At 63.9% G+C, this 17,419-nt stretch carries 25 protein-coding genes; 8 read left to right on the forward strand and 17 right to left on the reverse strand.

Annotated elements, in window-relative coordinates; translation table 11 throughout:
- Positions 1-19 precede the first annotated feature (19 nt).
- Positions 20-307 carry a hypothetical protein gene (locus EDF27_RS10555; protein ID WP_123654142.1) on the forward strand — a complete coding sequence of 96 codons (288 nt, stop codon included), beginning with the start codon at positions 20-22 and terminating at the stop codon, positions 305-307.
- 138 nt (positions 308-445) lie between these two features.
- On the opposite strand, the gene EDF27_RS10560 is transcribed toward EDF27_RS10555, so the two are convergent.
- The gene (locus tag EDF27_RS10560; protein ID WP_123654143.1) at positions 446-775 is read right to left on the reverse strand and encodes a hypothetical protein; all 330 of its coding nucleotides are present in this window, start codon (positions 773-775) and stop codon (positions 446-448) included.
- Between the two features lie 387 nt (positions 776-1,162).
- Between EDF27_RS10560 and EDF27_RS10565 the strand changes: the two genes are divergently transcribed.
- Both EDF27_RS10565 and EDF27_RS10570 read left to right on the forward strand, forming a co-directional pair.
- On the forward strand, positions 1,163-1,627 hold the full coding sequence (locus tag EDF27_RS10565) for an XRE family transcriptional regulator (protein ID WP_132048691.1): 465 nt from the start codon (positions 1,163-1,165) through the stop codon (positions 1,625-1,627).
- A gap of 86 nt (positions 1,628-1,713) precedes the next feature.
- Positions 1,714-2,004: a HepT-like ribonuclease domain-containing protein gene (locus EDF27_RS10570; RefSeq protein WP_132048693.1), complete on the forward strand. Its 291-nt coding sequence runs from the start codon at positions 1,714-1,716 to the stop codon at positions 2,002-2,004.
- A 3-nt stretch (positions 2,005-2,007) separates the two neighbouring features.
- Here the strand turns inward: EDF27_RS10570 and EDF27_RS10575 are convergent, their stop codons facing one another.
- Positions 2,008-2,274: a helix-turn-helix transcriptional regulator gene (locus EDF27_RS10575; RefSeq protein ID WP_132048696.1), complete on the reverse strand. Its 267-nt coding sequence runs from the start codon at positions 2,272-2,274 to the stop codon at positions 2,008-2,010.
- Positions 2,275-2,342: 68 nt separating this feature from the next.
- Between EDF27_RS10575 and map the strand changes: the two genes are divergently transcribed.
- The gene (map, locus tag EDF27_RS10580; protein ID WP_132048698.1) at positions 2,343-3,113 is read left to right on the forward strand and encodes a type I methionyl aminopeptidase; all 771 of its coding nucleotides are present in this window, start codon (positions 2,343-2,345) and stop codon (positions 3,111-3,113) included.
- 18 nt (positions 3,114-3,131) lie between these two features.
- Here map and EDF27_RS10585 read toward each other — a convergent pair whose 3' ends face one another.
- On the reverse strand, positions 3,132-3,593 hold the full coding sequence (locus EDF27_RS10585; RefSeq protein WP_123654148.1) for a phage tail protein: 462 nt from the start codon (positions 3,591-3,593) through the stop codon (positions 3,132-3,134).
- Positions 3,594-3,861: 268 nt separating this feature from the next.
- On the opposite strand from EDF27_RS10585, the gene EDF27_RS10590 reads away from it, so the two are divergent.
- On the forward strand, positions 3,862-4,308 hold the full coding sequence (locus EDF27_RS10590) for a hypothetical protein (RefSeq protein ID WP_132048700.1): 447 nt from the start codon (positions 3,862-3,864) through the stop codon (positions 4,306-4,308).
- A 50-nt stretch (positions 4,309-4,358) separates the two neighbouring features.
- Complete coding sequence (locus EDF27_RS10595; protein WP_132048702.1) at positions 4,359-4,628, forward strand: hypothetical protein; 270 nt, start codon at positions 4,359-4,361, stop codon at positions 4,626-4,628.
- A gap of 12 nt (positions 4,629-4,640) precedes the next feature.
- On the opposite strand, the gene EDF27_RS10600 is transcribed toward EDF27_RS10595, so the two are convergent.
- The 6 genes from EDF27_RS10600 to EDF27_RS10630 all read right to left on the reverse strand — a co-directional run bounded on the left by EDF27_RS10600 (position 4,641) and on the right by EDF27_RS10630 (position 11,771).
- A complete protein-coding gene (locus EDF27_RS10600) occupies positions 4,641-5,057 on the reverse strand; it encodes a hypothetical protein (protein WP_132048704.1) in 417 nt (138 codons plus the stop codon).
- Positions 5,058-5,187: 130 nt separating this feature from the next.
- Positions 5,188-5,457 (reverse strand): hypothetical protein, encoded by a 270-nt coding sequence (locus EDF27_RS10605; RefSeq protein ID WP_132048706.1) that lies wholly within the window; start codon positions 5,455-5,457, stop codon positions 5,188-5,190.
- A gap of 303 nt (positions 5,458-5,760) precedes the next feature.
- Positions 5,761-6,402, reverse strand: a complete 642-nt coding sequence (locus EDF27_RS10615) for a hypothetical protein (protein ID WP_132048708.1) — start codon at positions 6,400-6,402, stop codon at positions 5,761-5,763.
- Between the two features lie 2 nt (positions 6,403-6,404).
- Positions 6,405-6,587 (reverse strand): hypothetical protein, encoded by a 183-nt coding sequence (locus tag EDF27_RS10620; RefSeq protein ID WP_132048710.1) that lies wholly within the window; start codon positions 6,585-6,587, stop codon positions 6,405-6,407.
- Between the two features lie 100 nt (positions 6,588-6,687).
- Positions 6,688-7,749 (reverse strand): hypothetical protein, encoded by a 1,062-nt coding sequence (locus EDF27_RS10625; RefSeq protein ID WP_132048712.1) that lies wholly within the window; start codon positions 7,747-7,749, stop codon positions 6,688-6,690.
- Between the two features lie 140 nt (positions 7,750-7,889).
- Complete coding sequence (locus tag EDF27_RS10630; RefSeq protein ID WP_132048714.1) at positions 7,890-11,771, reverse strand: phage tail tape measure protein; 3,882 nt, start codon at positions 11,769-11,771, stop codon at positions 7,890-7,892.
- 316 nt (positions 11,772-12,087) lie between these two features.
- Between EDF27_RS10630 and EDF27_RS10635 the strand changes: the two genes are divergently transcribed.
- Positions 12,088-13,059, forward strand: a complete 972-nt coding sequence (locus EDF27_RS10635; RefSeq protein ID WP_132048716.1) for a DUF4062 domain-containing protein — start codon at positions 12,088-12,090, stop codon at positions 13,057-13,059.
- An 84-nt stretch (positions 13,060-13,143) separates the two neighbouring features.
- On the opposite strand, the gene EDF27_RS10640 is transcribed toward EDF27_RS10635, so the two are convergent.
- On the reverse strand, positions 13,144-13,749 hold the full coding sequence (locus tag EDF27_RS10640) for a hypothetical protein (protein ID WP_132048718.1): 606 nt from the start codon (positions 13,747-13,749) through the stop codon (positions 13,144-13,146).
- Positions 13,746-14,105, reverse strand: coding sequence for an excisionase family DNA-binding protein (locus EDF27_RS10645; protein ID WP_132048720.1), 360 nt, complete (start codon positions 14,103-14,105; stop codon positions 13,746-13,748). The genes EDF27_RS10640 and EDF27_RS10645 overlap by 4 nt, the downstream gene beginning before the upstream one ends.
- A gap of 90 nt (positions 14,106-14,195) precedes the next feature.
- On the opposite strand from EDF27_RS10645, the gene EDF27_RS10650 reads away from it, so the two are divergent.
- Positions 14,196-14,594, forward strand: a complete 399-nt coding sequence (locus EDF27_RS10650; protein ID WP_132048722.1) for a hypothetical protein — start codon at positions 14,196-14,198, stop codon at positions 14,592-14,594.
- Positions 14,595-14,599: 5 nt separating this feature from the next.
- Here the strand turns inward: EDF27_RS10650 and EDF27_RS10655 are convergent, their stop codons facing one another.
- The 6 genes from EDF27_RS10655 to EDF27_RS10680 all read right to left on the reverse strand — a co-directional run bounded on the left by EDF27_RS10655 (position 14,600) and on the right by EDF27_RS10680 (position 17,392).
- On the reverse strand, positions 14,600-15,004 hold the full coding sequence (locus EDF27_RS10655) for a hypothetical protein (RefSeq protein ID WP_132048724.1): 405 nt from the start codon (positions 15,002-15,004) through the stop codon (positions 14,600-14,602).
- A 154-nt stretch (positions 15,005-15,158) separates the two neighbouring features.
- Positions 15,159-16,217, reverse strand: a complete 1,059-nt coding sequence (locus EDF27_RS10660) for an AAA family ATPase (RefSeq protein WP_132048726.1) — start codon at positions 16,215-16,217, stop codon at positions 15,159-15,161.
- Complete coding sequence (locus EDF27_RS10665) at positions 16,214-16,621, reverse strand: hypothetical protein (protein ID WP_132048728.1); 408 nt, start codon at positions 16,619-16,621, stop codon at positions 16,214-16,216. Before EDF27_RS10665 ends, EDF27_RS10660 begins: the two co-directional genes overlap by 4 nt.
- Positions 16,612-16,791: a hypothetical protein gene (locus tag EDF27_RS10670; RefSeq protein ID WP_132048730.1), complete on the reverse strand. Its 180-nt coding sequence runs from the start codon at positions 16,789-16,791 to the stop codon at positions 16,612-16,614. The genes EDF27_RS10665 and EDF27_RS10670 overlap by 10 nt, the downstream gene beginning before the upstream one ends.
- Entirely contained in the window at positions 16,791-17,015 is a 225-nt protein-coding gene (locus tag EDF27_RS10675) for a hypothetical protein (RefSeq protein ID WP_132048732.1), read from the reverse strand. Before EDF27_RS10675 ends, EDF27_RS10670 begins: the two co-directional genes overlap by 1 nt.
- Positions 17,015-17,392 carry a hypothetical protein gene (locus tag EDF27_RS10680; protein WP_132048734.1) on the reverse strand — a complete coding sequence of 126 codons (378 nt, stop codon included), beginning with the start codon at positions 17,390-17,392 and terminating at the stop codon, positions 17,015-17,017. Before EDF27_RS10680 ends, EDF27_RS10675 begins: the two co-directional genes overlap by 1 nt.
- Positions 17,393-17,419: the final 27 nt, after the last annotated feature.

Raw genomic sequence — 17,419 nt, forward strand, 5'->3', positions numbered from 1 at the left:
AGACGAGAAAGCAACAACCATGACCAGCAACGAACGAATCACCATCCTCGGGACCGCCACCGCGGCACCCGTCATCTCCCCTGACCGCATCGCAGAGTTCCCCGTGCGGGACGCCGGCACCCAGCGCGAGTACCTCGTGCGCGTGCCCGTCGACGTGCTCGACCTCTTCGTCACCCCCGGCACCCGTGTCGAGGTCGACGGCGAGGCCGGCTGGACCGTCCCCGGCCGCCCGTGGCTCGGCGAGTCGAGCCGCACCCTGCTCCAGGCGGCGAGCATCCGTCGTTCGGAGCTCGCGCTCGCGGCCTGAGCCGCTCGGCCTCGGTGCCTGGGTTGCCTGGCACCCCATTGGCCACGAGACGCCGCTGAACACACGAAACGCCGCCGATTCCGGCGGCGTTTCGTCGTTCGTGGGGCGTCTCGATGCGATCGGGGTAGCCACCGCGGCTCAGGGGCCGTCGGCTCCTTCGAACGGAGTCCGGCCGTCGGCGTTGAGCGGGCGATCGGGGCCCGCTCCCGCTGCGGCGTCGCGGAGCCGCCGGATGAACGCCTGGTCCTCCAGGTCGAGTTCGTCCTCGGGCGCCGGGGTCAGGACGAGTTCACTCGCGGGGCCGACCAGCACCGTGGTCGTCTCGATCGCGCCGTCCGCTCCGACCGTTGGCACGTGGACCGTGTCCGTGCGCCCGTTCGCTCCGAGTACCGCCGCGTAGTCAGCGAGCGCTTCGGCGATGAGGTCGCCGGTCATGATGACGCTGCCGTCGTAGTTGATGTACTTCACGTTCCACCTCCCCACGTGACGGTATGCACGGCGGTTCCGTGCACGCCCAGTGGATGCGTTCGGTGGATGAGGCGGGGTGGGCGGCGGTGCGCTGCGCTCCGGGCCGGCGGGTGTGCGTGTGCGGCGGTGCGGCGGTGCGGGTCTCTGCGAGGAAAGCGACAACCCCCAGCCAATTGCGCAACGCATTCGGCAGCGGGATGTCGCTCGATGCGCACGAATGCCTCGGGGCGACATCACGCAGGCGAAAGCGCAGCGCAAACGTGTACGTACTGTCGCATCCCCGGCGAGGGTTGGGGCACGACCGGTCTCGATCTTCCGCGACGGTTGCATCCGGCGGCACTCCGGCAGTTTCGGTCGGATATAGTCCTCGGCTATAGGGAGGCGCACATGTTGCTCGACCGGTCATCTGAGCTCATCAAGTTCGCTCGTGAGGACATCGGCATGTCCCAGACGGACCTCGCACGCGCCGCCGGCATGCAGCAGCCGACCATCTCGGCGTACGAGAGCGGACGGAAGCGTCCGCGACCGGAGACACTGCAGCGACTCCTGACCGCAGCCCGCCTGCGGCCGAGCATTCCCTTGGAGCTCTTCGCCGATGTGATCCGCGCAGAGGCAGGACGGTTCCACCTGTCGAACGTGCGCGTGTTCGGATCGACTGTCCGCGGCGAGGACAACGAGCACAGCGACATCGACCTGCTCGTGTCGCTGGAGCCGGGGGCATCGTTGTTCGACCTCGGGGGTTTCGCGGATGCGGTCGAGCAGCTCACCGGGTTCGAGGTCGACATCCTCACTGAGGACCAGTCCTTCGACGAGCACTTCTCCCACGTCCGAGACCAAGCGGTCCCCCTGTGACCGGCTCCTTCACGAGGAGACCGCGGGTCGGCGTCGGAACCGACTCCGCGACACCCGACCGCTGGCCCGCACTCCAGGAGAGCTTCGTGGATCTGCTCTCCGAGTGCGCACAGATCGTCGAGCTCGGACGCGATGCCTTCAGTGCCCCGCGGAGCCTCACCTACCGGGCAGCAGAAGCGGTGATCATCCACTTCGACGACTTGCTCGGTCGGCTTCCGGATGACCGCGCGGCACGGCTGCCATCCGCGCTGTCACTCGCCGCGGTCCGCAAGACTCGGAAAATCCTGTCCCACGACTACCGTTCCGCACGCGCGGAGATCGTCTGGGACGTGATCGAACAACGGATACCGCAGGTCATCCTCGCGGTGATCGATTGACCGTCAGGAGGCGAGTACGGGACGCGACGCAGCGCTGATCTCGGTCCACACCTCGTCGAGGGAGAGCCCGAGGACGTCCGCGATCGCGGCGATCGTCGGGAAGGCCGGAGTGGCCACGCGACCGGTCTCGATCTTCCGCAACGTCTCCGGCGAGACTCCCGCGTCGAGCGCGACCTCGAGCATCGACCGCTCACCACGAGCCCGACGGAGCAGTGCACCGAGGCGCTGACCGCGTTCGACGTCAGCGGGAGTGAGCGGCAGGCGGACCATGCGACCGATACTAGTACCGGTATAGTCTTGCCGGGATAGTTATTGGCAGCACGGACGGAACGCAGCACATGATCGAGATCTTCACGCCGGACGAGCTCCCCCGCGCACGAGCGGTCGGTGCCCTCGTCGGCCGGATCCTGCACGCACTCCAGGGGCGGGCGCAGGTCGGGACGAACCTCCTCGACATCGACCGATGGGCGAAGGCGATGATCCTCGAGGCCGGCGCGGAGTCCTGCTACGTCGACTACGCGCCGTCGTTCGGCCGGGGTCCCTTCGGCCACTACATCTGCACATCGGTGAACGACGCGGTCCTGCACGGGCTCCCCCGCGACCAGGTGCTCCGCGACGGAGACCTGCTGACGCTCGACCTCGCGGTCTCGCTCGACGGCGTCGTCGCGGACTCCGCCGTCAGCTTCGTCGTCGGGAGGGCAGCGGTGCCAGAAGACCTCGCGATGATCGAGACCACCGAGCGGGCCCTCGCCGCAGGCATCGCCGCCGCAGTGCCCGGCGCGAAGATCGGCGACCTGTCGTCGGCGATCGGTGCGGTCCTGCACGAGGCCGGCTACCCGATCAACCTGGAGTTCGGCGGCCACGGTGTCGGCTCGACCATGCACGGCGACCCGCACATCGCGAACGACGGCCGCCCCGGACGCGGCTACACGCTCCGACCAGGGCTCCTGCTCGCGCTCGAACCGTGGGTGATGGCGGACACCGACGTCCTCGTCACGGACGACGACGGTTGGACCCTCCGGAGCGCGACCGGCGCACGGACGGCGCACAGTGAGCACACGATCGCGATCACCGAGGCCGGCGCCGAGATCCTGACGCTCCGAGGCTGACCGGCGCGAAGCCCCTTGTCAGTACGTGCCCTTGACGACGAAGTAGGAGCCGCGGATCTCGCCCGCGAGCTTCGACCGCTGCCGCGCGAACTTGAACGCCGACAGCTCCTCGGGCACGTCCATCCCGAGCGAGAGCTTGAACCCGACCGCACGCTTGCCGCCGTCCTCGATGGCGTACATCACGTTGATCGCCAGGCCGGACTCGTAGAAGACGTAGGCCATGCGGAGTCCCCCGACCTCGAAGGCGGAGACCTCGAGTGCCGGCGACGCGATCACGATGCCGCGCTCGTCGTCGAGCACCTTCGCCACGTACGCCACGACCTCGGGCGCCTCGTCCGCGGTGCTCGTGACGAACACGTGGTCGTACTTGTTCTTGTAGTACCGGGCCTCGTTCGCGCGGAGGCCGGCGAGCGCTTCGGCGACCGGGGAGGTCTCGAGGCCTGTCGTGGAGACATCGACGAAGTCGACCCTGTACGTCATGGCGCAACGGTACCGCCGATGCGGACGATTCAATCGAACCGGCAGGCGCCGACCCCGAAGTGCTCGTGCGCAGCCACGGGTCAGTTGTTGAAGCGGAACGAGTGCCCCCGCTCACGTGAGCTCACGCTAGTACAGATATCCGCGGATTGGCGGGGATCGACGATTCATGGTGTGCAGGCAGGATAAGGCGAGTTCAGGGGCGTTTGCGGCAGAGATGCGGCACAGCGAAGACTGGCGGATGGAAGCTCCGCCTGTCAGGGTGTGCGGCATGCACCCCGAGGATGAACGCTTCGAGTACCGCACGCGGTTCAGCCGAGAGGCCGACGGGCCGGTCCTGGTGGCAATGGAGCACTTGAGTGGACTGCGGCAAGCGGCCTCTGTCGGGTGGGAACTGGAGGCGCGTCGAGTGGGTCGCTGGCAGCCGTTCGACGCTTCTTCGATCCCAGGCTTGGTTCGGCTGCGTCAGCCAGATTCGAACACGGTGCATGCCGGAGTGCTCATCGACGGTTGGCGGCTCGACTCGGCTGGCGAGACCTACTCGACGTTCTGCGGCCCGAAGACGGGTGCGAACCGGTTGGTCGAGACGACTGACGCGCTGACTTGCAAACGGTGCATCGCGTCGAGCCGATCCTCCGAGAAGCCAACGGACGTGCGAGCTCTCATCAGCTGGCACGCGAAGGAGATCGAGCGTCTCGTTCGGCTGTCGGCGCTCTGAGCAGCGCGCCGAGCTGCTGGTAGTCGACAATGCTCGCCTATCGTGGCGCTGTGGCTGAAGACATCGAGTCCATCATCCGTCGCGTAGTGCGCGAAGAGCTCGAGAGGGCTCAAGTACCGACGGAGCAAGCGGCTGAGCTCAAACAGGCCTACACGGTCCAAAGCATGTCCGAAGCATACGAAGTGAGCGTCTCATACCTCCGCGATGACATCGCCCGGGGAAAGCTGCATCCGAAGTATCTCGGACGCAAGCCACTCGTCGGCATCGAGGAGGCCCGTCGGTGGTTCGCCTCGCTCGCGGACGACCGGCCAAGCACGTAACGACAATCAGCGCTAACCGTCGAGCAACTTCGCGAGTCGCTGGTCTTCAAGGCTGAGGTTGAAGCCGTTGTCGGGGTGATACGTCCATGAGGCGTGGATGCCTCGGAAGTCGGCTTCCTGCATACCGTCCAAAGCGCGGGTGCTGAGCATGCGGTCCTGCAAGGCGGCGCTTGCCTTTACCCGTTTGAGGACGCAAACGACGTTGAGGATGTTGACTTCGTCGGACTCGACGTCAACGTCGTCGTCCGCAGCAGTGGTGAGGATGAGGGAGACGCCCTTGTCGGCGTACTCGACGCCTTCCTTGCCCTTGAGTTCACACTTCGACACCGCGGTCTTGAAGCGCGGTGTGGGCGGCTCCTGCTTCGCGCAACCCGCTACGCCAACGATGACGATGCTTGCGATGGCCAGGGTGGTGAGAGCACGCTTCATAGTCGAAGCATAGGGTTTCTCAACTTTGACCAGCATGCCCCAGTTCGGGCGGTTGGTGTGAGGTGTCGGCGGAGCCTCGGGCTGGGCGATAGGCCCAATGTTCGCCAACACCGATGCTCATCACCGAACCCTAAGAGTCCTCTTGCTCCGCCTCAAGCGTCTTCTCTGCCACGATCTGGGTAAGGGCGGCGATCACATCACCCTTCGAGGCTTGCCTCAGCATAAGGTTCAGTCCAATGCCAGCGAGCACCTGCACGACATCGGCCACCCGCTGCTTCCCGCCTTCGAACATGTCGTCCATCGCGGAGTAACCCATGGGGTCGTCTTCATGAAGCCCCATGAGGACCATCCTGTAGGCAATCGCCTCATCAGCAGGACCGGCCTCGCCTGGTTCTCGCATCGATCGTTCTCCTTCATCGTGTCGGTGGTGGTCTGGATCATCGCATCATGCTCGAGCACAAGTGGGCTCCCCCGGAGCATCCCGACGTCGCGTTGGACGAGCCGTACGGGCTAGGGCCGGAGCACATCGAGGGGCCCGGAGAACGCCTAGCGACGCCACGTCCGGTGTACGTGTGGATCCGGTACCAGCACGCGGGGCTTCTGCGCCTCAGGGGTTTCGCTGTCGCTCACACCCCCGTGGCCGTCCTCGTGCAGGTGACGTGGCAGGGCCGCCTGCAGCAGGTGTGGTGCTGGCGAGCCGCAGTCAAGAATCGGACGTTGAAGGAACGGCGGCGTCCGCGACTGGATCGTTGAGGCTGGCGTGCTTCAGCGCCATGAGCGCTGCACGCTCGTAGTCACCGCGCATGAAGACCTTTGAGAAGGCTCGCTTGATCAGAGGCGGCTGCGAGTCCCGAAGAGTTGCGAATGTCAAGAAGTAAGCGTCGAAGTTGCTGATGCCTTCCCCGAGGGAGCGCGCGTGGTCCATCGAAGGCACCTCCGTTCCGCTCCCCGCAATGAGAAGCCCGCGGACGTAACTCACGTATAGGGCTGTGCGCCGCATATGCACGCGGTGCTTGGCGACCCAACCGCTTGGTAGCTGGCTGACCGCCGCAAACAGTTCTTGCGACGCTTGCGAGGCGTCCGCGGCTTGCTGCCTCTGCACGGCCCCGAGTTCGGGAGACTGGCGGGCGGTGGCGTCGTCGATCATCGACGACATCAGTAGGACAAGTTTTTGGAATCCGTAGATCACCTCGTCGAACTGCTGCCGCCCGCGCAGGAGACGGGCTTTGCGAGCTTCCAGTGCAGGCTTGGCCAGGTACTCGACCGCGAAGGTTGTGACGATGGCGAGCACGATGGGCAGGACGAAGGCCCTGACAAGTGGGTCCTTGAGCAGGTCTTCCAGCACGGCTAGTCGGCCACGCGCTTCGGTGCGGTCTTGGTGTTCCAGTGCCCCGGCTTCCACTCCCCCGTCGCCTCGAAGTGCTGACGTGTCTTGTAGTGATCGTTGAGCGCGCTGAGCACAGCAGCATGGGCCAGCCAGTAGGTCACGAAGACGCCAAGGACCGCGAGGACGAGCCAAACCAGAGTCATGCTCTGATTGTGGTGCATCTCGCTGACATTGTGTCAGTTCTTTGGTGACACCCCCGACCCCGGTTGGGTCGGGGGTGTCACCAGCCGCAGAACGCGGAACTCAGAACCGGGTAGCTCGGACGACTAGCCGGGACGCATAAGTCAGCGTGGCTCCCGAGTCCTGGTAGCCCTTGAGCTTGATGTAGTCGCCTGCGTTGCAATACATGGTGGTGGTTACGTTGCCGTAGGTGCCCGTCGCCCCCGGGCGGAGGTCGGCTGCTGGCGGGTTGGTTGACTGATCGTTCTGCGTGAGCTCGAGGTATCGGGTCCCGGAGCTGTTGGAGGTCCACTGAACGGTGCCGGTGACTTCGTACCAGCCAGCGATCGCCACGGGTCCGACGACGCCGTTGGAAAGCGGCATGAGGCTGCTGTCATAGGTCACCGAGGTGGCCGTAGAGCTACCGAGGGTGGCGAGTGTTGTCGAGCTGCTGAGCGAGAGGCGGCTCTGCTGCTGGATAACGGCGATGCTGTCCATATCCGAGCGCACCCAGGCAGCCGCACGACGGTAGAAGTACGACCCGTCGGCTACGTAGGCCGTGTTGCCCGTGGCCACCGTCGTGTCGGCCCGCATGTCGCTTTCACTCCGGTAGCGGATCGGGCTTCCCGAGAGTGCCGCGTAGCGGAAGCTGTTCGTGATCGTGACGCCCGACGCGTTCGTCGCGGTGACACCAGCCGGGACGAGGACCGCCGCCAACTCGAGCGCACCGGCCGGGATGGAAGGCTTCACCGGCGAGGCACTGGCGATACCAGTCGTCTTGCCCAGCGTCGGCACGCTGTCCGCGTCGCCCTGACCGCCGGCACCACCGTCGTTCTGCTTGACCCAGACGACATCGATACGCGAGTTCGATGACGGGGCAGCGTCCAGCTGCAGATTTACGCTGCCGGTATTAGTGATGATGATCGCGCCGTCCGACGCGGCTCGCGACAGCAGAAAATCGGCCGTCACGATAGCCACGTTCATGCTCGACGTCGATCCGACCACGTTGCCGGTGGCGCTTGACGTCCACAGGACGCCGGTGCGGACCGAACCGTCGGCCGATCGGACAAAGCGCGCTGCGTCCATGAGGCGTGCATCGAGCGGATTGGCTGCGCTGTTCTGGGTGAAACCCTTACTCAGAGTCATCGGTGGATCCTTCCAGGTTTTGCGAATCGTGTGCAGCGGTTCCCCAGCCGAAGTAATCTTCTGCCGAGGCACCCAATGGCCATTGGATTATGTGCTTAGTGTCGTCGATCATTTCGAGACCCGCTTTCTTTCTATTGTCGTCATCCGGCAATCCCTTCGAGGTAGCGGGCTTGAGCTCGCCCTGAGATCTCCGCAACCGTTTCCGAATCGAGGTTCGGCATTGGCTGGAAGTAGTTGTTCTGTTCGATCGTCTTCGTCGGACCAGAAGCAACCATCCGAGAAGGTGTCGGATCCATGTACCGCACGTTCGCGCCGTTGTTCATCGCCTCGAGCAGTGGCCGGTTCGCAGCAGTTGCGTACTGGTTCATCACGAACTCACGCCCATGCACCAGACCGGCAACCTGCGCCGTACCAAAGTTGCCCGTGTACCCGCCAGCGGAATACCCCGGCAGTCCGAGCGCCTTCCCAATCACCTTCTGCAGCGCCTTCGACTGATCCGCGATCGCCTTAGCGATTTTGTCCGCGTTCGCATTCGCCGCCGACAGTTGCTTCTCAGCCGTATCAATCAGCGTCTTGTAGTTCGCGTCCGCAACCTGCCCGCCAATCGCAGCCGACGTCGACTGAATCGACCCGTACTGCGAATTGATCGCAGACAGTTGACCTTTCGACATCGACGCAAGCGACTTCGCCAGAGGCAGACCCTCATCGACGCCGAGAGACGCAACCTCATTCAGAAGCGCCGGTGCCAGACCGTTCTTCTGCAACGTCACCAGCAACGCCTGGAACTGCTTCAGCTTCGACGCACGCGACGTCAAACCACGCAGCAGAGACGAACCCGACCGGTAATTGCCGTACGAGAAATCAGACAACTTCCCCGACACCGAAGACGCCATCGACGTGGACGACGACTTCAGATCATCGAGCTTGTCGGACGCGTTGTCCACAGCCTTCGCGGCGGCATCTGACTGCTTCTGCAGTCGCAGCATCGCTACTTCGTTCTTGTTCGCAATCGACAGGAACGAGGCTCGCTGACGGGTGCTGTACTTCCCGGAGTCCTGCCCCATCGAGTACAGGTCCCGCACGGCCGTGGACGCGTCGTAGGAGCCGTCACGGATCGCTGAGCGGAACGAGATGCGGTCACCCTCATCCGCGCCCGTAGGCGCGTTCTTCGCCTTCGTGAGGGCGTCCGCTGCCCGCTGAGCGACGACCCGGGCGGTCTTCGTCTCAGCCTGCGCTGCGAGAAGGGCCGAACGGTTCGCATCAGTCTTCGCCTTGTTGAACACCGACTGCGCCTGCCGCTGTGCGGTCTGTGCTGCCTTGAAGCGGTTCTTGGCGAGCTTGTTCTGCTCCGTGCGGGTGGCGACGAGCCCACCGTCCGCGTAGTGACCCGCGTTCACTCGGTCGAGGAACCCGGTGCCGTACTTGTCGACCGAGCTGCGGCGGATGATGTACTCGCCGTTGGAGAGCATCGCGGGGATCGAATCGGACGTGCCAGTCCCGGGCCCACGCACGACACCTCCGGAGGCCTTGTAAGCCGCCTTCGCCGCTCCTGGTGCAGCACCAGCGTCCACGGCCTGCTGCACCAGCACCTGCCGGACAGAGATGACACGCCCGTTGTTGCGGGTCACGAAGCTGTCCAGAAGCTGCTGAGCGGTCGAAACGCCCGACAGGTCGACCTGCGTGCGGAGGTTCTTCGGCAGAGCGTTGTAGGTGGCCTGCAGCTTCTGCGTTGCTGCCGAAGCCGTGCCCGTCTGCGCGTCGAAAAGGGTTGCCCACTCCTTGGGCGTGCCGAGGATCTTGTCCGCGTAGTCCTGAGCCGCCTGCCCCGTCACCCCGTACTGGCCGAGAGCAGCGATGAGCGAACTCCGTCCAGTCTCGAGGGCGTCCGTTGCTGCCTTCTGATCCCCGGCCTGCTGGTACAGCGCACCCGCGTAGTTCAGGCTGGACTGCGCGATCGAGTCGAGAGACGCGGAGTTCGCGCGCCCCTTCTCCGTCGACACGTCCAGCGACTTGCCGTTGTCTTCGATCGAAGCGGTGACGGCGTCGATCGCGGACTCGAAATCGCGCTGCGCGGAGTTCACGTCGAGCTGGTCGGACGTAAGACCCTTGATCTGTGCGACCAGATCACTGACCTTCTGGGCCGCGTCCTCCGCAGAGTCCGCGACGTCGCCGGTAGCAGCCGCAACAGCCGCTGCGGGGTCCTTCGCGTCCTGCGCGGCCGATGCATAGTCCCCCATCGCGAGCTGCGCGAGGTTCGTGTCCGACGCGGTGATCCCCATCGCGTTCGCCTGTTCCACGAGCGCGTTGCGGTAGTCGCCGCCGATCGCGTCCACGAGGCGGTGGATCGACGTTGCGGAACCGTCCGTCTGGTCGGCTAGCAACTTGAACGCTTCAGCCGCCCGAGACGGGTCCGCCCGCTGCAGCGTCCCGAGTTCGGTGTTGAGCTCGCGGAGCGCCTTCGCCGCGGCGAACGTGTCCGGGGATGCGAAGCGGGAACTCATCGCCTCGAGGAAGTTGCCGCTGTTGTGCTGCGCGAAGTCCGACAGCACCTTGTCAAGATCCTTGAACTGCGTCTGAATGTCATCCAGCCACGGGGCTTCGTAGCTGCCCTGCCCAATCGTCTTGTAGATCTCCACGGCACTCTTCGCGGTGACGAGCGAGTTCCCAACCTCCGCGCTGGTGGCCTTGAGCTTCGCGAGCTCCAAGTTCAGCAGCGCCACCGACGCGACACCGGCACCGATGCCAAGAGCCCACGGACCGGTCAGGTATCCGCTGATCGAACCGAGCGCACCCTTGCCGGTAATGCCCGCCTCACGAAGCGTGGCAAGAGCGGCGCGGAACTCCACGATCTTCGGGATTGCGACAAGCAGCCCGCCGGCCAAAAGGGATGTCCCACCGGCAACGCCGGTAAGTGCGAGCGCGGATCCCTTAACCGGTTCGGGAAGGTCGTTGAACGCGGCGACGACGTTGGTCATCGTCTGCACAAGCGGACGGAGCGCACCGTCAGCCGCTGAGCCCGTCTCGACCAGTCCAGACTGGAACGCAGATCGCAGCTTCTTGAGGTCACCGTTGAGGTTGTCCGACTTGATGCGCGCCTGCTCCATTGCGTAGCCGGCGTCGTTGTTCTGGTCGATGTACTCCTGGATGCCCTTCGCGCCCTCCTTGTAGAGCACCGTGGCGGCGCGCACGGCATCTGAACCGAAGATCTGCGCCAGCGCCTGCTGCCGCTGTGCATCGCTCAGCGTCGAGAGCTTGTCGTGGAGAACCTGCGCGATATCCGCAGCACCGAGGAACTGTCCGTTGGCGTCCTGGACGTTGATCCCGAGGGATTTCATCAGTTCCGCGGACTGCTTCGACGGGTTGGCGAGCTGCTGCAGCATCGTCTTCAGCGAGGTACCTGCGTCGGACCCGAGCAGACCAGCGTCAGCGAAGGACGACAAGATGCCCGTCGTCTCCTCGAGCGAGAACCCGAAGTTAGACGCGACCAGACCGGACTGGTTGAGCGCGTCACCAAGCTGCTCGACACCACCGAGGGCCTTGCCCGCGCCCGCAGCGAGTTCGTCCGCGATGTGCGGGACGTCCTTGCCGGAGAGCCCGAACTGCTTCATCGCGACGGCGGCAATCTGAGTCGCCTTGCCGAGTTCCACGTTGTCGGACGCGGCCAGCGCGAGCACACCGTTCAGCCCACCGCCGAGGATGTCCTTCGTCGCGAGGCCGGCCTTACCGAGCTCGATCTGTGCCTCAGTGACCTGCTCAGCGGTGTACCCGAAGGAAGCGCCGGCAGTGAGCGCCTGGTTCCGGAACTTGTCCATCTCCGACGCCGTGGCGTTGGTCGCCGCCTGGACCTTCGACATCTGGGCGTCGAAGTCAGCAGCAGACTTCACCACGAGGCCGACCGCCGCAACAGCCGCAGCACCAGCAGTGAGGAAACCAGCGCCGACCTTCTCGGACGCCTCCCCAACCTTCTCGAGCTTGTCGGATTCCTTCGCCGTATCCGCAGTCGCTTTGCGGACCTTCTCCATACCCTTGACGTAATTATCAATAGCGGCACGGATCGTAACTTGCACTACTCTGTCGGCCAAAATATTCTCCTGTGATTAGGAGAAATCGGCACGCCAAAACACTCACCCTTACCCGGGCATGCCAAGATCTCTCTTGTTCATGCCCGGGTAAACCGGCGGGCTGGTACTCGTCAATTCTAAGGCGACCGACTCGCATACGAGTGCCGATAGGGCACCTTCTAGGCCTCGGACGACTACACATTCGGGCTACCATCGGGCGAGTCGGCCCCTGGAGCCAGGTCTTGCGCGCGATGCTCCCACGCGCCATGATCCTGCTATGGACCGTCTCTACCGGGTGTTCGTCAGCTCCACCTTCACCGATCTGGTCGAGGAACGCAGGGAGGTTATGCAAGCCCTACTTGAGCTCGACTGCATGCCTGCTGGCATGGAGCTATTCCCCTCGTCGGACGCTCAGCAGTGGGACATAATTGAGCGCACGTTGGATAATTGCGATTATTATATTGTAGTCGTCGGCGGCCGTTATGGCTCCTTGACGGCCGAGGGGATCAGTTACACGGAAAAGGAATACGATCTCGCCCAAAAGCTCGGTATTCCCATCCTAGGTTTCATCCATGGGGACCCAGGGTCAATTCCCGCAGCGAAGTCTGACTTGGACAAGGATCTACAAGGAAAGCTAGAGGAATTTCGAAAGAAGGTCGAGGGGCGGCACATCAGGCGTTGGTCGAATGCCGACCAACTAGGTTCTGCGGTTTCCCGGTCGTTGACACAGGAGATTCAGCGAAACCCTCGATCCGGTTGGGTGAGAGGGGACAATGCTCTCACTCCCGAACTGGAAGCCGAACTTCGCGCCCTTCGGGCGGGTAGCCAATCACGCGTCGCCCCACCTCAAAGCGCAGAGGGCAAGGTGCTTCGACAGGGAGACGACCTGATCGAAATAACTTTCCTCTTGGTGTATGACTCCTACACTGAACCCGAAGAATTCACAAAGGAAGTCACCTGGGACAGGGTGCTGCAAGTTATCGGGGATAGCTTGATCACCGAGGCTGCAGAGTCGCAGCTGAGAATAGCCCTCTGCAATGCGCTTGCGGACACCGAACCCGATCCCGGCGTGGGTGTCTACGTAGCGCAGAATAGCTGGGCTATCATCGTTCGTCAGCTCCGTGCACTTGGCTATATCGAGTTGGGCACCAAGGCTCGCGCGGTAACTGACAGCCAGGTGTATTGGACCCTAGCGCCAGCTGGGGAAGAACGCATTATGGAGATCTCTGCTCTCTACCGAGAAGGATGACCGCCGGATTTGGCGTGGGGAGAGAAGCGCGCCCGCCCAGGAGGTCAGGGCTGGTACAAGGCTTGGTACAACCCCCACCCCTTGTCACTGGCTCGCCTCGGCAACCTGTTCGATCATCGAATCGGACAGTGCGCGAATCTCGGTGGGCTTGTCGGCTTGGAACGCGAAGTCGTTGAGTGAGTTCTGCAAACTCTGACCGGCACCCTCGTCGCCGTAGCGGATGTCCCATAGTTCCTGCGCCTTGGCCTCGAGGGTGGAGTGGTCTTCGAGGTATCGGTTGATGACGTCGACTTCACCGTCTCCGTATGCCTTCGCGAGGATGGCCTTGGCGAGGATGGTGTCGTTGCTGATGGCTGCCGTTTCGTAGAGCGCAGCCAGCGCCCTTCCATCCTCAGTTCGACTGGCTCGGTCGAGCGCGTCTCGGTACGAGAGCGTGTCCGAAGTGGACGCGTACTTCGGCAGGCCGAACATCTCCGCTTCGAGTGCCGTGCGCCGGCCGGTGAGCGTGGTGTCTCGCTCGTCACGCAGCTGTCCGAGCTGGTAATTGGTGTCGCGGTAGAGCTTGGCGATGGCCTGCTGCTTGGCATCGGGGGTGAAGCGTCGGTCGTTGCGGATCTCTTCGACGCGGCGCTGGTACTGCTGCCGAGTGGCTTCTGCGAGGTCGTGCTGCTTGGTGCGGGGTGTGGTCATGCTCGTTCCTTCCGTGCTTTGAAGTGCGCGAGTTGTTCGCGGTTGATTCGATAGGCGCGACCTACTCTGTTCGCTTTGAGTCTGTTCTCACGGATCGCCTTGCGGATTGCACGGTCTGTCATCGCGAGGGCGTCAGCTGCTTGCTTCGTGCTGAGCCATTCCGATTGTGCGGGTAGTTCCGGCAATGCAGCACTCTGAGTTCCGGTCGCGGCACTTCTCCACGACAATGCCGCTACCTTCATTGCAATTAGCGTCTGATCAATCTCGGCATCCTCACCACGATGCTCGAGGTGATAAGCCTCCAGGCCCGCGTACCGCAGCATCCACGCGGCCACCCGCCCGGAGACGATCAGCACGGGTCCCTCGAGCCCGTGCACAAGTTCATGAGCCTGCCGGCCCCTGGCCGCCACTTACGCCACCTCGTCAGCGGTCGACAGGGAGGCGAGATGGATCAGACAACGTGCGCCACGATCGCGACTCTTGTACCGGTGCTGCTTCTCGCTATCGCCCTTGAGGGCCGGAGCGTGCACGTGAAGCTGCGGCTGCAGCCCTGGTACCCGTGGCTCGTAGGAGCAGCGCTGGTGACCGGGTTCGCGGCGATGGGTCTCGCTTTGTACGGCACGTCGGCGAAGGGCTTTGAGGACGGCGACGGCGCGATCATCGTGACCTGGGTCTTCACCTGCATCACCGCGGCGTGCACGTTCTTCTTCCTCATCATGCTCGCGGTCTCTGTCGAGGTTGAGGCAGACGCTGCGAAGGCGCACGAAGCAGCTGTTGCGAAGATGAACAAGAGCGCGTGGGGACGCTTCCGGCTTCGGTTGGGCGGTCGCCGTGCCAATGGCTAGGAGCCTCACTCGGCGTCCCCCGTGGCGTCCTTGAAGGTCGACCACCACTGCTGAGCGGCGACGCGCAGGTCGTAGTCGCTCCCGTCGCCGACCTTGTACGCCGGCTCGAGGTAGAGCATCGCAAGGTGTAGCAGAGCCCCGTAGAGGACATCCGACCAAGCGTCTGAGCCGAGCTTGGCCGCTGCGAGTGCGTGGTGGTCCACAACAGTCCGCACCAGCTGATTGGGATCGTCGGTGACAGTCGCGAGCTGGGAGGCGAGAGCGTAGCCGGCGAGGCTAATCGATCCGGCCCCGACGACGGTGCTCGGGATGCCATCACTGTCTTCGTAGAGTTGCGTGAGCATCTTGTTGCCGGCTGCCTCCAGTTCGCCGAGGTAGGCCTTCAGCCAGGTGCGGCTTTCGTTGGTCATGGAAATCCCTAACGGTTGTGGTGCAGCCCGAAGGCTGGATGATCGAGACGGGGGCACGTCTCGTCGTGTTCGAGGACGGCATGCGCGATCCCGGGGCCTGAGATGTCGATGACTGCAGCTGCAGAGCAGTCGGGGCAGGCGACGGTCATCGGGTTCATGCGGCACCTGCGATGACTTCGGTGCTGTCGTAGGGGGTGTTAGAAGCGTTAGGAGTGATAGAACCGTCTTCGGAACTAACAGATCTAACGGAACTAACAGGGCCATAGAGGCCCCGTGATGGCTTCAAGATGCGCTTCGCGTCCACTGCGCGCTTGAGGTACACGTCGAGCTGAGCAACCGGGATCGTCGGCAGCAGGTGCTGAATCTCTTGACGCGAGACGGGAGCATCGGCCTGGTAGACGACGCCGATGATGTCGGCCATCCGATCCCCCACGCCCGCGGACACCTTGATCGCGTCAGCGGCAGCGCGGGCAGCCTCCAACCCTCCGCCGTTGAGTGCCCAGGCCCCAGAGTCGGACAGCAGCAGTGCGTACTCGCCCTCCTTCGCATCGCGAGAGGTGACATGCAGCGTCGCGCTCTGCTCCTGTCGCTCACGGCGCAGCACGAGCACGGTGTCGGCAGCTCCTGCGATGCCCTGGGTGCCGCTCACGGCGTCCAGGAAGTCATCTCCGCCGCTCTTCCGGGTGTGGTGGACGATGATGAGGGACGAGCCCGGCTCCGCGTCTGTGGTGGCCTTGAGTGCGCCAAGGAACTCGTAGTCCGCGGCGTACTGCGACTTCGTTGCTGCGGTACTCGGAAGTACCTTCCCGAGGGTGTCGAGGATGACGACGGGGTTCTGGTCGATGTTCCGAGAGATGAACTCTCTGATCGAAGGGATCACCTGACCGCCGTCGAGTGCTGTGACGAACTCGAGTCGGGGGGTAACCACCTCCGGGTTGAGCGTGCGGATGCGCTGCTGCAGACGGCGGGGGCCGTCTTCGAGTGCGAGGTACAAGACCGGTCGGGGCGCGCCCGTAGGTACACCGCCAAGTGCTTTGTCGCCAACGTGGAGCGAGAGCGCCAGGCCGAGCACAAGCCAGCTCTTGCCGATTTTTGGGGCAGCGACGAGCAAGGTCATGCCTTCGGGGATGATGCCTGGCACGACGTACTGAGTGGGTGGGAACTCCTGCTGCATCAGCCAGCGGGCGTCGAAAGTGGTCGGGGGTCGGGTCATTGGGGCTCCTGTCCGGAGTGGATCTGGGCGCGGATCTCGGCCGCACGTTTGGCTGCGGCTTCAGCGCCGCGATGTCTCTGTGCCGTGAGAAAGGCGTCGATGGTTTCGTGCTCACGGGACGGTTGACGTCGGCACATCTCCACGTAGAGGCGGTCCGCCTCGTGTTGGGCGTGGTCGACCTCGAGTTGCCGTGCGGCTCTGCCTTGCTCGTACGCGAAGACGTAGAGCTGGGTCAGTGCGGGTGACAGCTGCCGTAGCTCCACGACGCCGGCCGCCAGGTCGATCGCGAGTTGGTGTAGGTACCGCTCGGCATGTGGCGACAGGGTGATGTGGTCCGGGTACGAGAAAGCCCCCACCTCGAAAAAAGAGGTAGGGGCTGCTCGATCCGGACGACTCACGGCCATTCGGGCGGCTCCGGACGTTCCGCTTCCTGAGCTGCTTCAAGCAGGCAGATGGCGAGCCTCCGCGCCTCATCGCCAGCGAGCTCGGTCAGCGGGCGTTCCGCTCGCACGCCGACGATGCCGTTGATCGCGAGAACGGAGAAGCCTGTGGCTAACGTCTTCCCCGCGCCCATCAGGCAGCCACCTGCAGCGTCGGTGCGAGAAGAGGCACAGCGAGAGTGCGCGTCCTGACATCAGACACTCGAGCAATGAGGGCGTGCGCTAGCCGCAGCGCTTCCGCCGGGGTGAGGATGATCGAGTACCCGTCGCTGAACTGGCTTGGCTGCGCGTCGATGATCACCTCGGCTCGGCCGGTCAGGGTGGTTTCGACTTCTACGAGCTTGATCACGTCGTCCATCAGGCGTCCTCGTTGAGCTCGCTGGCGAGGGCTACGGCGCTGTTGTAGTTCGCGTTGAAGGATGCGACGCGTGCGGGCGTGAGTGGTGTGTCGTCGTCGCAGAGGTAGCCGGCCACGATCCAGCAAGACTCGGCTTCTGGGATCTCTTCGGATGCGGCGTACTTGATGACCTCGACGAGAGTGTCGCGGTCGCTGACGGTGAACGCCTTGTGCTGGAGCAGGTCGCCCCAGGTGAGCATGTGCGGGGTGCCGTTGAGGAGGCAGCCGTTCTCGTGGCAGTCGACGAGGATGATGGCGTCCTGGTCGATGTCGTGCCAGTGAATGTCGGTGGCCTCTGCGACACTGAAAACTGCGGGCTTGATGTTCGTCTGAGACACTGTCTTGTCCTTCTTCGGTTTCGTGAT

It is taken from the genome of Curtobacterium sp. PhB136, from assembly GCF_004346855.1.
Taxonomy (GTDB): domain Bacteria; phylum Actinomycetota; class Actinomycetes; order Actinomycetales; family Microbacteriaceae; genus Curtobacterium.

Bases quoted from the DNA above. Each gene is read 5' to 3' on its own strand.
- EDF27_RS10600 (WP_132048704.1), bottom strand. From the start codon at position 5,057: ATGAAGCGTGCTCTCACCACCCTGGCCATCGCAAGCATCGTCATCGTT.
- EDF27_RS10635 (WP_132048716.1), top strand. From the start codon at position 12,088: ATGGACCGTCTCTACCGGGTGTTCGTCAGCTCCACCTTCACCGATCTG.
- map (WP_132048698.1), top strand. From the start codon at position 2,343: ATGATCGAGATCTTCACGCCGGACGAGCTCCCCCGCGCACGAGCGGTC.
- EDF27_RS10625 (WP_132048712.1), bottom strand. From the start codon at position 7,749: ATGACTCTGAGTAAGGGTTTCACCCAGAACAGCGCAGCCAATCCGCTC.
- EDF27_RS10660 (WP_132048726.1), bottom strand. From the start codon at position 16,217: ATGACCCGACCCCCGACCACTTTCGACGCCCGCTGGCTGATGCAGCAG.
- EDF27_RS10640 (WP_132048718.1), bottom strand. From the start codon at position 13,749: ATGACCACACCCCGCACCAAGCAGCACGACCTCGCAGAAGCCACTCGG.
- EDF27_RS10630 (WP_132048714.1), bottom strand. From the start codon at position 11,771: ATGGAGAAGGTCCGCAAAGCGACTGCGGATACGGCGAAGGAATCCGAC.
- EDF27_RS10675 (WP_132048732.1), bottom strand. From the start codon at position 17,015: ATGGACGACGTGATCAAGCTCGTAGAAGTCGAAACCACCCTGACCGGC.
- EDF27_RS10670 (WP_132048730.1), bottom strand. From the start codon at position 16,791: ATGGGCGCGGGGAAGACGTTAGCCACAGGCTTCTCCGTTCTCGCGATC.
- EDF27_RS10555 (WP_123654142.1), top strand. From the start codon at position 20: ATGACCAGCAACGAACGAATCACCATCCTCGGGACCGCCACCGCGGCA.
- EDF27_RS10655 (WP_132048724.1), bottom strand. From the start codon at position 15,004: ATGACCAACGAAAGCCGCACCTGGCTGAAGGCCTACCTCGGCGAACTG.
- EDF27_RS10585 (WP_123654148.1), bottom strand. From the start codon at position 3,593: ATGACGTACAGGGTCGACTTCGTCGATGTCTCCACGACAGGCCTCGAG.
- EDF27_RS10575 (WP_132048696.1), bottom strand. From the start codon at position 2,274: ATGGTCCGCCTGCCGCTCACTCCCGCTGACGTCGAACGCGGTCAGCGC.
- EDF27_RS10565 (WP_132048691.1), top strand. From the start codon at position 1,163: ATGTTGCTCGACCGGTCATCTGAGCTCATCAAGTTCGCTCGTGAGGAC.
- EDF27_RS10650 (WP_132048722.1), top strand. From the start codon at position 14,196: ATGGATCAGACAACGTGCGCCACGATCGCGACTCTTGTACCGGTGCTG.
- EDF27_RS10665 (WP_132048728.1), bottom strand. From the start codon at position 16,621: ATGGCCGTGAGTCGTCCGGATCGAGCAGCCCCTACCTCTTTTTTCGAG.
- EDF27_RS10605 (WP_132048706.1), bottom strand. From the start codon at position 5,457: ATGCGAGAACCAGGCGAGGCCGGTCCTGCTGATGAGGCGATTGCCTAC.
- EDF27_RS10590 (WP_132048700.1), top strand. From the start codon at position 3,862: ATGCACCCCGAGGATGAACGCTTCGAGTACCGCACGCGGTTCAGCCGA.
- EDF27_RS10620 (WP_132048710.1), bottom strand. From the start codon at position 6,587: ATGACTCTGGTTTGGCTCGTCCTCGCGGTCCTTGGCGTCTTCGTGACC.